This window comes from Bacillus sp. BC08 (assembly GCF_054326875.1).
Genome location: NZ_JBTGPA010000040.1, coordinates 1 through 15,307 on the forward strand (window position 1 = coordinate 1; position 15,307 = coordinate 15,307).

Consider the following 15,307-nt stretch of genomic DNA (forward strand, 5'->3'; position numbering starts at 1 on the left):
TACAAGACGATCGTTTCCAAGTTTCTCTAGTACAGGATGACTATATGTTTCTTTTACAGTTGTTTTTAGTGCGTCAATTGCTGTATTTCCTGTTATGAAAATGCGTGACTCATCTTTATTTTCTTTCTGTAAGTTCGTTGCCGATTTTGATGTAGGTGAGAAATGAAGATCTGCCATGACGCCTGTTAGTTGGCGATTCATCTCTTCTGGGTATGGAGAATATTTATCCCATGTACGAAGTCCTGCTTCTACATGACCTACTGGAATTTGATTGTAGAAAGCAGCTAAACTTGCGATAAATGTTGTCGTTGTATCACCATGTACAAGTACAATATCCGGCTTTGCTTCTTTCATTACTTTATCCAAACCTTCTAAACCACGCGTTGTAATATCAATTAAAGTTTGGCGGTCTTTCATAATATTCAAATCGAAATCTGGCGTAATTCCAAAGATACTTAATACTTGGTCTAACATTTGACGATGTTGTGCTGTTACAGTCACAATTGATTCAATTTTCTCTGAATGCTTTTGCAACTCTAACACAAGAGGTGCCATTTTAATTGCTTCTGGGCGTGTCCCGAAAATTGTCATTACTTTTAAACGTTCAGTCATTTCATTGCCTCTTTCTTTTACTAGTTAAAAATCTGGTAGTATTGTTACTGTATTATTATACATGAAAGTTATAAGGAAAAGGGGGAATCACCCTCAATAGAAGATATTGAAATTTAATTGCGGGGCATTTTGTATAATGAAATTGAAGAGTAAGAGAAATATTGATATTAGATTGATTTTGTGAAAATCATTTCAATAAATGAAATGAAAAATATATATAAAAGTGATAAAGATAAGATAATATATTTTTTGGTATTTTTATTTTAATGTTAAAATATAATAATTTAAAGAAAATAGGAGATAAAAAGAGAAAATGCTAATAATTATCCTGAAAAAAAACAAAAAAGGTGTAATATTAGGTTTTTCTTTCGAGATTTTCTCCTATATAATGATTTATGAATACGACATTAAAGGCTAATAATATTTGATATAATTTGCCTTTCCCTAACTTGGGTATACACTCTTTTCAACCTCCGTGTCAGAGATAATACATATTGAAAAGAGTGTATACATTTTTTTATTTAGAAGAGAAATTTTGAAATCCTTTTTTATAATGACAAATAAGATTTAAAATGGGATAATGATAGTATAACTTCCAGTGGTATGACCAATCTTTTGTAAGGAGAGAAGTGTATGCTAGATATTCAACAAATTAAAGAAATAATTCCTCATCGCTATCCATTTCTACTAGTGGATAAAGTTTTAGAAGTAGAAGAAGGAAAGCGTGCTATTGGGATAAAGAATGTTACAGCTAATGAAGAATTTTTTAATGGGCATTTTCCAGATTATCCTGTAATGCCAGGTGTTTTAATTGTAGAGGCTTTAGCACAAGTTGGTGCTGTTGCTATGTTGAAGAAAGAAGAGAATCGTGGTCGCTTAGCATTCTTCGCAGGCATCGATAATTGCCGTTTTAAACGACAAGTACGCCCAGGGGATCAGCTTCGTTTAGAAGTTGAAATGACGCGTGTACGTGGAGCAATTGGAAAAGGAAAAGCAATTGCTACTGTAGATGGTGAAATTGCTTGTGAGACAGAAATAACGTTCGCTCTTGGAGATAAAAAAGAATAATAAACGTAAAATGTTTTTTATACAGATAGGTGGATACCGGGCTGAGTTTGTAGCCTTGTGTCCACCTATTTTATTTGCAAGTAGTAATATGTGATTTGCTTAGCAAAGAGGTTTAGGAGTAGGAATACTTTAGACTGTTAATAAGAGTTTTGAATAAATAGGTCAGGGGAAATTTTGGAATAATAAGAAGGCAATTTATATAAATTTGCAGGTATTTATAGTGTGATGAGAGAATAAAGTAAAGGTAGGAATTTATACATTAAATTGTTAAGCATATAGGTTACAGAACTTTAAAAAAATTAGAAAAGTTCACAGCGATTTCATAAGAAAAACACAACTTGTTAGTAAAAGAAATATAAAATAAGTTTATCAAAATAGAGAAAAGAGATGATGAATGTGAAGCTATGCGAGGTTTTACATGATTATGAGAATGGAAAGTTTAAAGATGGCGATATGTTTTTATATCAAAATAATCCAAAGATGATTGCAATTTTTAAATCGGGTAATTTTGTTTGGAGCGATGATCATGTAGCTGTTAATTGCAAAGATATTTCAAAAGATATTTGGTACATCAGAGAAAAGTAGTGAAGGGCTAAAGTTACTATGTATAGAGTTTTATTTGTATTAATTATCTGAATGTTAAGTTATTTATCTTTGGTATGCATGAAACAAGAAATTTCTATAAATATAGAAGAAATCCATCTTAATGCGAGAGGATGGCCAAACCGAAAAGTAATTAGACATAAGAAGTGTAACTTTTTTTATTTTATGGGGAAATTACACTTATATGAATATAGAAGATAATAAAAAACTTCATCATTTAATTGATGGAGTTTTTCTGGTTTTGATGGCAAATACTAATTGCTCTTTTTAATTTATCTTTTATTTTTAATCAAGAATAATGTAATATAGTGGGGAGTATAAAAATAGATATATTATTTTAAAATTTTGATAAAGAGGGTAAAGGTATGAAAAAGAAAATTTTATTTTGGGTACTCGGTATTCTTGGGGTACTAATCATAGGCGGGGGAGTTTATGCCTATAATGTATATTCTTCTGTATCTAATACATTAAAGGAAGTTCATCAACCTTTAAAGCGTGATCAAAACAACAGTAACGTTGGAGAAAAAGTTAGCAAGAGTGAGCCAGTGTCAATTTTATTACTAGGAGCAGATGAGCGTGGTGATGATAAGGGGCGTTCAGATTCTTTAATGGTGATTACATTAAATCCTAAAAATAACTCTATGAAAACAGTAAGTATTCCTCGTGATACTTATACAGAAATTGTTGGAAAAGGTAAAAGCGATAAAATCAATCATGCTTATGCATTCGGCGGAGTAGATATGTCTGTAGCGACAGTCGAAAATTTCTTAAATGTTCCTATTAATTATTATATTGAAGTGAACATGGAAGGCTTTAAAGATATCGTTGATGCAGTCGGTGGGGTAGATGTAACTAATGATTTAGAATTTACGCAGGATGGACATCATTTTGCGAAAGGGAATATTCATTTAACAGGTGACCAAGCTCTAGCATTCACACGTATGCGTAAACAAGATCCACGTGGTGACTTTGGTCGTCAGATGCGCCAACGTCAAGTGATGCAAGGTGTTATCAAAAAAGGTGCAAGCTTCTCTTCTTTAACAGGTTATGGAGATGTATTAGCAGCAATTCAAAAGAATGTGAAGACAAACTTAACGCAAGATCAAATGTTTGATATGCAAAAGAACTATAAAGATTGCTTGAAAAATAGTGAGGATATCCAAATCCCAGGTGACGGTCACAAGGCCGCTGATGGCATTTGGTATTACTATGTTCCAGATGCAGCAAAACAAGATTTAACGAATAAATTAAGAACGCATCTTGAAGTAACTAAGTAATAAGTATTGATCCAACTTCTTATTCGGTTTCCCAAGTGCTAAAGGGCATGAAATTTGGGCACAATATGTAACGGATTATTTCGTTGCTAAGTAATAAAGGTACACAAAAGGTATACGAGCAATCGTATACCTTTTATAATAAGAGAGTGAATAAGAAATCCTAATATATGTAGGAGGAAGACAATGAACTCAATTCTAATCTGCGGTGGAGCTGGTTATATCGGTTCTCATGCTGTGAAAAAATTAGTAGACGAAGGTTTATCTGTAGTAGTAGTAGATAACTTACAAACTGGTCATGAGGATGCAATTACGGAAGGTGCGAAGTTTTATAATGGCGACCTTCGTGATAAAGCATTTTTAAGAGATGTTTTTACACAAGAAAATATTGAGGCTGTTATGCATTTCGCAGCTGATTCTTTAGTTGGAGTTAGTATGGAGAAGCCTCTTCAATATTATAATAACAATGTGTATGGTGCACTTTGTTTATTAGAGGTAATGGATGAGTTTAAGGTAGATAAGTTTATTTTCTCTTCTACTGCGGCGACGTATGGTGAGGTAGATGTAGATCTTATTACTGAGGAAACGATGACAAATCCAACGAATACGTATGGGGAAACGAAGTTAGCAATCGAGAAGATGCTTCATTGGTATAGCCAAGCTTCTAATTTACGTTATAAGATTTTCAGATACTTTAACGTGGCTGGTGCAACTCCAAATGGTATTATTGGGGAAGATCATCGTCCAGAGACGCATTTAATTCCTCTTGTGCTGCAAGTGGCGTTAGGTCAACGTGAGAAGATTATGATGTTTGGTGAGGATTATAATACACCAGACGGTACTTGTATCCGTGATTATATTCATGTTGAAGATTTAGTGGCAGCTCACTTCTTAGGGCTTAAAGACCTACAGAACGGCGGAGAAAGTGATTTCTATAACTTAGGAAATGGTAATGGTTTCAGCGTAAAAGAAATCGTTGATGCAGTTCGTGAAGTTACAAATCATGAAATTCCTGCTGAAGTGGCACCGCGCCGTGCGGGAGATCCAGCACGCTTAGTTGCTTCTTCTCAGAAGGCGAAAGAGAAGCTAGGCTGGGATCCTCAGTATGTAAATGTGAAGACAATCATTGAGCATGCTTGGAATTGGCATCAGAAGCAACCTAATGGGTATGCTAAATAAAATATAATAAGTGAAAGAGGGGTATTGTCGTTCAACATATGTTCGACAATACCCTCTCTTTTTTTATAGGATTTTTGCTATACTAAAATGTACTTATAATACAGGATGGAAGGAGGAGAATGATGAAAATACTTGTAGTGGATGATGAATCGAGTATTCGTAATTTGATTCGGATGCAGCTTGAGATGGAAGGGTATGAAGTGCTCACGGCGGCTGATGGAAGAGAAGCTTTAGAGAAATGGAATGAAGGACCAGATGTACTAATTTTGGATGTTATGCTTCCAGATACAGATGGGTATGAGTTGCTTCGTTTGTTCCGTGAGAAGAATAGGGATATTCCAGTGCTGATGTTAACTGCGAAGAGTCAGATGAATGATAAATTGCTTGGTCTGCAGCTTGGTGCAGATGATTATGTGACGAAGCCGTTTAATTATGCGGAGCTTATTCTTCGGGTCAAGAATATGACGCGGCGTGTGAAGAAGACAGAGATAACGGTAAGTCATGAAGTAATCGGAGCGGGAGAAATAACGATCTGTCCTAAGGAAAGAAAGGTGCATGTTAGTGGACAAGAAATTCAGTTAACGTACCGAGAGTTTAATTTATGTCAGTTGTTTGTTTCAAATCCACAGCGTGTATTTATGAGAGATGAGTTACTTGAGAAAGTATGGGGATTTGAGTATATCGGAAATACGAGAGCGGTTGATATTATGGTGCAAAGACTACGGAAGAAGCTAGGGAATAGCGGGGAATATATTAAGACAATTTATGGCGTCGGCTATAAACTGGATTGTTAAGTGGTGATGGTATGTCTTTAAAGAGAAATATGGTGTTTGGAATAGTGGGATTGTTAATCCCGATTTTTGTTCTTTTGTACGCAGTTGTTTATATTACGTTAGAAAAGAATATGTATCACAACGCGGCAAATTCTTTAGAGAAGTTAAGTGTAGAAGCACAAATTTATACGATGAATTATTTAGAGAAGGAAGCAGAGGTCGAGACGCTCGGTCCGAATTCACTTTTAATTGCTTCGTATTTAGCGAAGCGCATGGATGTCCGTGTACAGATGATTGGGAAGAATGGGGATGTTGTTGCGGATACGCAAAAGGGAGCACTTCTTCATCGAAATATCGATATTGCGAGTTCTTTGAAGGGGAAGAAATCGTATGTTTTTGAAGAGGGAGACCCAGCTCCAATTCTTTTGTTTTCAAGCCCAGTGTATTATGGAAACGATGTCATTGGAAGTGTTCGTTTTATAAATGAGTTAACGGGTGAGAAGGAAGTTTTAACAAATGTCGGTTGGACGTTCTTAATGACGTCTCTTTGTCTCGTAGCTGCGGGTATTTTCTTTGCAATTCGTTTGGCAAAGTCTCTTCATAAGCCGATTGATCAGTTAAGACAAATGGCGCAACGGCTTGCGAATGGTGATTATAAAAGCAAGATTGAGTTAAATGAATATGTGGAAATTGCTCAGCTTTCAGCATCTTTTAATGCGATGGCTGATGGAATTGAACTGCATATTAAGCAATTGAAAGAGGAGAAAGAGAAGCAGAAAGATTTCTTAGACCGCATTACGCATGAGCTAAAAACGCCGCTAACGGCGATTATTGGCTATGTGGATTTAATTCCAAAGTTAAAGGCGAAGGAAGATGTACAGGAGAGCCTGCGTTATGTAGCTGTAGAGAGTGAGCGTTTATTATCACTTGTAGAGGAATTACTTAAGTCTTCAAAGTACGGGACGAGTACGTTTGAAGTGTCACCTACAGTTGTGAATATAAAGGAATTAGCAGAAGAAGCAGTTTCAATTGTGAAACCTCGCCTGCAGAAATTTGAGATTGAAGTGATAAATGAGTTAACAGATGTACATGTTGTTGCAGATTTCGATAAGACGAAACAAATCTTCTTAAACGTGCTCGATAATGCGATAAAATATAGCGATGCTACGCAAATTCGTATGAATGTAATTGTAAATGAACGTGAGGCGAAGGTTTTTGTTCATGATGATGGCATTGGTATAGATGAAGGTGTGCTTGCAGAGTGGAATGAATCGCCAGAAGGGAAGATACTGCCTTCTAGTTACGGGAATGGTTACGGTTTGTATATTTGTCAGGAGATTCTGAATAAGCAGGGCGGAAGTATGCGAATTGAGAGTAGTGAAGAGGTTGGTACTACAATATTTATTACATTCTTACTTCCAAGACAGATGGAAGACATAAAAAACTTGAAAGCGGTTAAATGATACATTTATGAAACAATTATGCGGTATTTTCGAAACAACGTTTTTTTATCTTGGAGGTAGGCAGAAATGAAAAGGCTATCATTTCAAATTCTTATGTTTGTCCTTTGTATAATCGTTTCTCTTATTTTGTTTTATGTGATGGAGAAGCAAATATACAATCGAATCACAATAGTAAATGACAAACAAACTGTTTTACAAAGAGTGAATGAATCCCTGCCTACCGAAATGAAGGTTAGGCATGAAAAGTGGGGAGAAATTGTTATAACGGATGAAGTTCGTTTGCATACGATTGTTTCATTCTTTGACCGAATTCAAATAGAACCGAGAGAAGCTAAGAATCAAGAACAAGTATTTACTGGAGAAGTAACGTACTTGAATGGACATAAACGTACTTTTGCAGTAGGTGACTTGTTCCAGTACGGGGCTGATATGTACGGAAAGAATGGTACGGACCCAATGATTTCAGCATTTCAAACGTATTTGTTAAGCCTGTATTACACACCAGAACGTATTAGTGATTTTTTTGCGTCAGCGCAGGATGTCATAGTGCGCCAAGGTGATGTAGAACGTGCGATGAATCTTACGCACATACTTGATTCGATTCGGTACGCAAAGCAAATTACAGATTACGGAGAAATACAGAAATTATTACAATCACAGAATGAACCGATTGCTTATATTACCGCTTATAAAACAGGGAAGCGTATAAAGAATGAGCGAGAAGACATTCTTACTATTTCTGTATATCCATCGTACTTTGTTGTGCAATATCTCGGTGATAATAATGGGAATGTCATGTATATGAAAAGCTCCCTCGCAAATTTATTTGTAAAGGAGAATGTGTCATGAGAAAGATAGCCTTTTTCTTCTTTTTGCTAGTAATTGGAGGAGCGATGTCTAGTTGCTCTCGAGATACAACCTCTATTAAATATAATAAAAGTGGTCTCCCTATTTTGGATGATCGTCATCTTGTTGCGTATGTAGCGGCTCGTGAGGAAGTGGGTGAAGCTGTGCTTTCATCATTTTGTAAACCACGCGGCTGTACGTATGAATTTATTCGTCTTTCGACAGAAGAGCTTCTTCGGAGGGTAGAAGAGGAAGCCGGAAATCCGAAAGCGGATATTATTATTGGCGGTACGGTAGACGCGCATCAAATGATGAAGCAAAAAAATCTATCTATTCCTGTTACGAGTCAGCATGCGAACCGTATTTCAAAAACTGTTAAAGATAAAGACGGTTATTGGTACGGTTATGAAGTGGAGAAACTGGCAATTGCGATTAATAAAGAGCGGTGGAATGAAGAAATAGCACCGCTCGGACTCCCTTATCCATCAAGGTGGCAAGATTTATTAAATCCAGTATATAAGGGAAAGATTGTGATGCCAGATCCAAATGTATCAGGAACAGCATATACGTTTTTTCAATCACTTATTGATACGGTAGGTGAAGAGGAAACGAAGGAATATGTGAAGAATCTTGCAGGACAAGTTGGTGAAGTAACGGTGAATGGTTACGTACCAGTCGAGCTTGTCGCAAGCGGTGAGTATATGATAGGCATCAATTTCATGGGAGATCAGAGAATGCTTCAAAAACAAGGCTTTCCAATTGTAAGTATTGTACCGGAGCAAACAGGGTTATCTGTTAATGCGATTTCGAAACTAAAACGTGCACCGAATGGTATTATTGCGGATTTATTTATTGATTATTGTTTATCAGAAGAAGCGGGGCACATTTTAGAAAAGGTTTCGTTTGGCGTACCAACGATGTTTGCGAAGAATGAGCAAGAAATAGAAGGACAGCCAGTTAGAAGAACAAACAAAAATATATCAAATAGTGGAATAATCGAGATATGGAATAGACAGCGTCTCTCTCAGAAGTGAGAAAAGGAGACGAAAATATATGTTTAAATGGCTTAAGCCAGCACCTGCAATTGAACGTTTGCCAGCAGATATGATTGATCGAGTATACAAATTATTACGTATTCGTGTATTGATGGGAATTTCAGTTGGGTATGCTGCTTATTATTTAGTTCGTAGTAACTTTACGTTATCAAGTACGTATTTAGTACAAGAATATGGGTTTAGTACAGCTGAAATTGGACTACTAGGTTCAATCATGGCAATTGTTTATGGATTTAGTAAGTTCTTTATGGGGAATTTGTCAGATAAAGCTTTCGCCCAGCGCTTTATCGCAGTCGGTTTATTCTTATCAGGGCTTGTAAATATTTGTTTCGGTTTTGCATCGTCATTTGGAATGATTGTTACACTACTTGTTCTAAATGGTATTGTACAAGGTATGGGAGCACCACCTTGTAGTATCGTTATGACGAAATGGTTCTCAAAGAAAGAACGTGGTACGAAAACAGGTATTTGGAATATTTCACATAACGTTGGCGGAATGCTTGTGCCACCACTTGTCGGAATTGGTGTAGCCATTTTTGGTGAAAATCATTGGCAAGGCGGCGTGTTTATTTTCCCTGCGATTATCGCAATGGTAATTTCAGTTCTTGTTTGGATTAATGCGAAGGATACACCAGAATCAGAAGGTCTTCCTCCAATTGATGAGTATCGTAATGACTATGAAAATCTTGAAAAAGCAGATAATGCTAACAAGATGTCACCAAAAGAAATTTTAATGAAATATGTAGTGAAAAATAAATTTGTTTGGTTCTTATGTATTGCGAATGCATTTGTTTATTTAATTCGCTTCGGTGTTATTAACTGGGTTCCACTTTATTTAACGACAGTTAAAGGTTTCTCAAAGAATGAAGCACATGCGGCATACGCAATCTTTGAAGGTATGGCAATTCCAAGTTCATTAATCGTTGGTCTTTTAAGTGATAAATTATTTAAAGGAAAACGTATGCCATTATGTATCATTAGTATGGTCGGAGTTGTTATTGGTACGTTCGTATATTGGCAAGCAACTAGCATACTTGTTGTAAGTATTGCAGTTTCTATTATCGGTTGTTTAATTTATGTACCACAGTTCTTAATCGGTTTAAGTGCGATGGAATTAGTACCGAAATTTGCAGTAGGTACGACAGTTGGTATGTGTGGTCTGTTCGGTTATGTAGGCGGAAGTCTTGTAGCAAACGCAGCAATCGGTGTTATTGTTGATCGCTCTGGCTGGGATGGTTGCTTCATCTTACTATTAACAGGTGCAATTTTATCAACAATCTTCTTGTTCATCGTTCAACGTGGACATGAGAGAAACGCTCCTAAAGCTGCATAATATTTTGTTCGAAAAGCTATCCAATTATTATTTTGGATAGCTTTTTTTATATTAATATAATCTTTCCTTAAATCTATCTTAAAAGACAATATGTCATATTTCTAATCATTGGAATTTTTGTTACAATATAAATGAATGTGTAAAACTTTGTAAAAAGAATGTAATAATATGTAATTCTTTTTCAGAAAGTTTTGTACAATTCGAATGTCTACTAAACTATTAAGTTATAAAAGGAGAGAGAATATGTTACCAAATACGGTTCGTACTCCAAACAAGAAGAAGAAATGGATTATTATCGGGGTTATTGCACTAATTGTTATTGTAGCAGCAGTTAATATTTTTATTATGCAAGGTAAGAAGAAGGGAGCATCAACATCTGCTGATGCTGTAAGCTTTGAGAAAGTAACGGAGCGAAAGCTTAATAATACGAAGTTAATTTCTGGTCAGGTGAAGCCTGGGAATATTGAAAGTTTTTATGCAGATCCAACTAAAGGAAAAGTGAAAGATATTGAGGTAAAAGAAGGACAAGAGGTTGAGAAAGGTGCGAAGTTATTCTCTTATGATAATGAAGAGATTAATTTGCAAATGAAGCAAGCTGAGCTTGATCAGAAGATGGCAGATATGCGTTATGACCAAGGGAAGAAGAAGATTGATTCGCTGAAGAAAGAAATTAAGAAAGTGAAAGATAGTGGAGCTGGGAAAGAAGTAACAGACCCGATGGAAGAGCAAGTAAGTGAGTTAGAGATGGCGCAAAAGACAACAGATCTTGAGAAAGAAAAAGGGAAGTTGCAAAAAGAGGAGCTAAATAAAAAACAGAAAGAACTTACGGTTTATAGTAATTTTTCTGGTGTCGTTCAAAAGTTAGATAAAGATGCGGCGCAAAGTTCATCTCAAGCTTTAGGTGGTCAAGGGAAAGCATTTTTACAAGTGGCGTCTAAAGATCCATTCCAAGTTCAAGGGACGTTAACTGAGCTTCAAAAGTCACAAATTCAAAAGGATCAAACATTTACTGTAACTGCAAAAGCAAATAATAAGAAGAAGTGGACAGGTAAGATTACAGAGGTAAGTGAGTTCCCAACGAGTGCAGAGATGGCTCAAGCTGGTGGTATCGGTGAAGCGGCTCAAAATATGTCCCAATATACATATAAGGCAAGTCTTGATAGTCAAGATGGTTTATCTCCAGGTTATCACGTTTCTCTGCAAGTAAGTTTAGAGAATAAGACGATGATTGCTGTTCCGACTAAGAGTATTGTAGAAAAAGCTGATGATGCATTTGTTTATGTTGAGGATAAAGGAAAGCTTCGTAAACAAAATGTGAAAAAAGGTTCTACTGATGGAGACTGGACAGAGGTTGTAGAAGGCGTAACAGTGGGGCAAAAGGTGGTTAAAAATCCTTCCGACGATGTGTATGACGGAATGGAAGTGAAAGAGAAATGATTACGTTAAATAATATTGCTAAAACGTATTATCAAGGAAAATTGGCAGTGCCGATTTTGCACGGTATTAGTTTAACGATTCAAAGTGGTGAGTTCGTTTCGATTATGGGACCGTCTGGTTCTGGTAAATCAACGCTTATGAATATTATCGGTTGTTTAGATCGTCCAACAGAAGGCGAATATATGCTGAATGATGTGAATATCTTAACAGCAGACGAGTCAAAGCTTGCTTTAATTCGTAATGAATATATTGGCTTTGTGTTCCAGCACTTTAATTTGCTGCCGCGTCTTTCAGCAGTAGAAAATGTTGAACTTCCGCTCGTATACGGTGGTGTGAAGAAAGCAGAGCGTCGTCAAAGGGCTCTAGAAGCGCTTGGTAAAGTCGGTTTGTCAGATAGGGTTCATCATTTACCGAATGAATTATCAGGTGGACAGAAGCAGCGTGTAGCGATTGCAAGGTCGATTGCGAATAATCCAACGTTCATTATGGCCGATGAGCCAACTGGTGCGCTTGATACGAAGTCTGGTGAGCAAGTTATGGATATTTTCACGAAGCTTAATGCAGAAGGTACAACGATTGTTATGGTTACACATGAAGAGGAAGTAGCAGCGTATTCTTCCCGCCGCATTGTACTGCGAGATGGGAAAATTACAGAAGATAGAAGGTGTGCGGTATGAGTTTACTAGATAGTATAAAAATTGCCCTATCTTCTATTTTAGCTCATAAACTGCGTTCAGCTCTTACGATGCTCGGTATTATTATCGGAGTTGGTTCTATTATTACTGTCGTTGCGATTGGGCAAGGCGGAGAAGCGATGCTGAAGTCGAAATTCGCAGGTTCTGGTGGTAATAACCTGATGCCAATTCAATTTAAACCAGATATGAATGATGAGTTTGCTATAGGCGGATTTGAAATACCGAAGTTAACAGAAGAGGATATTATGGAAGTAAAACAAGTGAAAGATGTTTCACATGTTATTACGACAAATTCGACAACAGAGATATTGGATGTAAATGATAAAAAAGCAAATCTGAATGTTATTGGTCTTGATAATGAATACTTTGCGGTTAATAAAGTAAAGGTCGTAAAGGGACGTACTTTAGGTGAATCAGATATTTCTCATGCAAATAACGTTGTGATGATTAGTACAAAAACAGAAGAGACGTTATTTAAGGATGTAAACCCAGTTGGACAAATTATTGAGATGAAGGGGCAACCGATGCAAATTATTGGTGTGTATACATCTGATAATGAGTTTATGGGATTTGAAATGGAAGAAGCGTTAATCCCCCTTACATTATGGCCAGTTTTATTCGGAACAGATGATATTCAAAATATCGCAATTCAAGCTAAAAATGTAGACGATTTAGAAGCAGCTGGGAAACAAGCTGTTGATGTATTAAATAGTCGTAAGCCAAGTGAAATTCCAGGTAAATATGAACTGGTGAATTTAAAAGAATTACAAGAAAATGTTTCTAAAGTCACTAGCATCATGACGATGATCATCGGCGGTATCGCTGGTATTTCATTAGTCGTTGGTGGTATTGGTGTTATGAACATTATGCTCGTATCTGTAACAGAGCGTACGCGCGAAATTGGGATACGTAAAGCGCTTGGGGCGACACGTAGTAAAATTTTATTACAGTTTTTAATTGAAGCAGTTATGTTAACGCTTCTCGGTGGGTTGATCGGAATTGGTCTTGGATATGGCGGGGCCTATATCGTTTCTACATTCGCAAAATGGCCACCACTCGTTTCGTGGGAAGTTGTCGTTGGAGGCGTACTATTCTCTATGACACTCGGTATTATTTTCGGATTAATTCCGGCGAATAAAGCTGCGAAATTAGATCCAATTGAAGCATTACGTTATGAATAAGTTAGTAGTGTAGTGAAGATGGGGCTCTCTACTACACATTACCGTTCTAGTGGGCGGTTCGTAGCCTCATATGAGGAAGTGAACCGCCCGTTAGAACGGGTTATATAAATAGAAGGAGGCGTTATAATGGAAGCGAATATTAATACGCAAGATGTAGGTTCGAAAAAGCCATCAATATTAGGGATGATTACTTCCCCAGGTGAACAGTTTGAGAGAATGAAGAACAGTACTGCGGTTTGGGGTGCGTTTTGGATCCTTTCTTTACTAGCGGGGATTACTGGAGGTATTGGTGCTTATGTATATTCTTTAACACCTGAATCAATTAAGCTCAATCAAGAATTAGGGGTTAATGTTACACCTGTGATGACTTTCGGTGCTGGTTTTGTATTTGGTGTTCTCGGTATGATAATAGGTTTCTTCATTAGCGCAGCTGTATATAAAGTGTTAATGATGTTAATGAGTAATGATACTTCTTATAAGAAATTATTAACGATTACTGTATATTCAAGCATTATTTCATTACTTGGCGTATTAATAAATGCAGTTTTAGCACTTATTCTAGGTGGTTCAGGGAAAGAATTTTACACTGGGTTAGGACCAATTTTCGCTTCAAGCGGCGGTGCTGTAAAAGGTATTGCAAATAGCATTGAAGTATTTACAATTTGGGGATTTGTGATCACATGGTTAGGTCTTCAAATTACAGCTGGTTTAAGCAAAAAGAAAGCAACGATTCTTATGGTTATTTTCTTCATCTTAACGATTGGCTTTGGTGCGCTAAGAGGACTAGTGCAATAATCTTGATATTTCATGTCGCTAGAAAGAAATGCAGCAATTATAAAAGTAATTGCTGCATTTTTGTTATAAGGAGTAGGTACATATGTTTAAGAAATTATTAGCAAATTTTTTGTTCATGTTAGTTGTATTATTGTTAGCGGTAGAGTATATGCCGAATAAGAATCCTTATATATTTGTTGGCGTTATAAGTTGTATTTTAGCTGCAGGTCTATATGCAATCGATAGATCCTTCAAACGTATAACAGCAGAATAGTATAAATCGAAAGTTTATAAACAAAAGATTCCTTCTCATATATAGAAGGAATCTTTTTTATTTTTGCCCTTATTTCAAATACGACCAGCAAAATTTCAAATTCTACTTCGTGTAATTTCAAATTTCGGCGGTAGTATTTGAAATTACTCACAGTGAAATCGCCTCTTTATTTTTATATTGTGGAGGTACCGGCGGAATAACAAAGAGGTATACCTTTTAGAAACGAGTACTGTGTGAAGCCAGCAACTTTTAAAGAGGCGGTTGTTTTGTATGAAGGTATGATTGTGAATCAAATAAAGAAGCTAGGTATTTATCAAGATCATGAAGAGTATTATCAATGTGGTTTAATTGGTCTTTGGCATGCGTATGAAAGATTTGATGCGGAGAAAGGAAGTTTCCCAGCATATGCAGTTGTAACGGTGCGTGGGTATATATTAGAAAGATTGAAGAAAGAGTTTGCAGTGCAAGAAAAGTGTGTATGTGTAGGAGAGTATGAGGATATCTTCCATTTTGAAGATATTGAAATGAAAGCGAAGGATTTTATGAGTGTGTTAGATGAAAAGGAGAAGTATATTATTTTTGAACGATTTTTTGTAGGGAAAACGATGGGAGAAATCGCTAACGAGATGGAAATGACTTATTATCAAGTGAGGTGGGTGTATCGGCAAGCACTTGAGAAAATGCGAAATAGCTTAAGAGGATAAATATTATCATAAGAATGGAAGGCAAGGGATATTGCT

At 36.4% G+C, this 15,307-nt stretch carries 16 protein-coding genes; 15 read left to right on the forward strand and 1 reads right to left on the reverse strand.

What is annotated here, in order from left to right; all coding sequences use genetic code 11:
- On the reverse strand, positions 1-612 hold a 612-nt coding region (gene wecB / locus ACXVYO_RS26350), incomplete at its 3' end, for a non-hydrolyzing UDP-N-acetylglucosamine 2-epimerase (protein WP_458469167.1).
- 633 nt (positions 613-1,245) lie between these two features.
- Here wecB and fabZ point away from each other — a divergent pair.
- The 15 genes from fabZ (at position 1,246) to ACXVYO_RS26425 (ending at position 15,271) form a co-directional block, all read left to right on the forward strand.
- Positions 1,246-1,680 (forward strand): 3-hydroxyacyl-ACP dehydratase FabZ, encoded by a 435-nt coding sequence (gene fabZ / locus ACXVYO_RS26355; RefSeq protein WP_000884318.1) that lies wholly within the window; start codon positions 1,246-1,248, stop codon positions 1,678-1,680.
- 387 nt (positions 1,681-2,067) lie between these two features.
- Positions 2,068-2,265 carry a hypothetical protein gene (locus ACXVYO_RS26360; RefSeq protein WP_458469169.1) on the forward strand — a complete coding sequence of 66 codons (198 nt, stop codon included), beginning with the start codon at positions 2,068-2,070 and terminating at the stop codon, positions 2,263-2,265.
- Positions 2,266-2,648: 383 nt separating this feature from the next.
- On the forward strand, positions 2,649-3,560 hold the full coding sequence (gene tagU / locus ACXVYO_RS26365) for a polyisoprenyl-teichoic acid--peptidoglycan teichoic acid transferase TagU (RefSeq protein ID WP_458469171.1): 912 nt from the start codon (positions 2,649-2,651) through the stop codon (positions 3,558-3,560).
- Positions 3,561-3,743: 183 nt separating this feature from the next.
- Complete coding sequence (galE, locus tag ACXVYO_RS26370; RefSeq protein WP_061679387.1) at positions 3,744-4,736, forward strand: UDP-glucose 4-epimerase GalE; 993 nt, start codon at positions 3,744-3,746, stop codon at positions 4,734-4,736.
- Positions 4,737-4,858: 122 nt separating this feature from the next.
- Entirely contained in the window at positions 4,859-5,530 is a 672-nt protein-coding gene (locus tag ACXVYO_RS26375; RefSeq protein ID WP_458469173.1) for a response regulator transcription factor, read from the forward strand.
- Positions 5,531-5,541: 11 nt separating this feature from the next.
- The gene (locus ACXVYO_RS26380) at positions 5,542-6,972 is read left to right on the forward strand and encodes a HAMP domain-containing sensor histidine kinase (protein WP_458469174.1); all 1,431 of its coding nucleotides are present in this window, start codon (positions 5,542-5,544) and stop codon (positions 6,970-6,972) included.
- 66 nt (positions 6,973-7,038) lie between these two features.
- A complete protein-coding gene (locus tag ACXVYO_RS26385) occupies positions 7,039-7,821 on the forward strand; it encodes a DUF3919 family protein (RefSeq protein WP_000826638.1) in 783 nt (260 codons plus the stop codon).
- On the forward strand, positions 7,818-8,852 hold the full coding sequence (locus tag ACXVYO_RS26390) for an ABC transporter substrate-binding protein (RefSeq protein ID WP_458469176.1): 1,035 nt from the start codon (positions 7,818-7,820) through the stop codon (positions 8,850-8,852). The genes ACXVYO_RS26385 and ACXVYO_RS26390 overlap by 4 nt, the downstream gene beginning before the upstream one ends.
- A gap of 19 nt (positions 8,853-8,871) precedes the next feature.
- Positions 8,872-10,206: an MFS transporter gene (gene pgtP, locus ACXVYO_RS26395; RefSeq protein WP_073517156.1), complete on the forward strand. Its 1,335-nt coding sequence runs from the start codon at positions 8,872-8,874 to the stop codon at positions 10,204-10,206.
- A 243-nt stretch (positions 10,207-10,449) separates the two neighbouring features.
- Entirely contained in the window at positions 10,450-11,643 is a 1,194-nt protein-coding gene (locus tag ACXVYO_RS26400; protein WP_458469178.1) for an efflux RND transporter periplasmic adaptor subunit, read from the forward strand.
- Entirely contained in the window at positions 11,640-12,320 is a 681-nt protein-coding gene (locus ACXVYO_RS26405) for an ABC transporter ATP-binding protein (RefSeq protein WP_000631628.1), read from the forward strand. Before ACXVYO_RS26400 ends, ACXVYO_RS26405 begins: the two co-directional genes overlap by 4 nt.
- Complete coding sequence (locus tag ACXVYO_RS26410; protein ID WP_061679380.1) at positions 12,317-13,519, forward strand: ABC transporter permease; 1,203 nt, start codon at positions 12,317-12,319, stop codon at positions 13,517-13,519. The genes ACXVYO_RS26405 and ACXVYO_RS26410 overlap by 4 nt, the downstream gene beginning before the upstream one ends.
- A gap of 126 nt (positions 13,520-13,645) precedes the next feature.
- Positions 13,646-14,314, forward strand: a complete 669-nt coding sequence (locus ACXVYO_RS26415) for a Yip1 family protein (protein WP_427266301.1) — start codon at positions 13,646-13,648, stop codon at positions 14,312-14,314.
- A gap of 82 nt (positions 14,315-14,396) precedes the next feature.
- Positions 14,397-14,567: a hypothetical protein gene (locus ACXVYO_RS26420; protein ID WP_458469179.1), complete on the forward strand. Its 171-nt coding sequence runs from the start codon at positions 14,397-14,399 to the stop codon at positions 14,565-14,567.
- 233 nt (positions 14,568-14,800) lie between these two features.
- Entirely contained in the window at positions 14,801-15,271 is a 471-nt protein-coding gene (locus ACXVYO_RS26425; RefSeq protein ID WP_458469180.1) for a sigma-70 family RNA polymerase sigma factor, read from the forward strand.
- Positions 15,272-15,307: the final 36 nt, after the last annotated feature.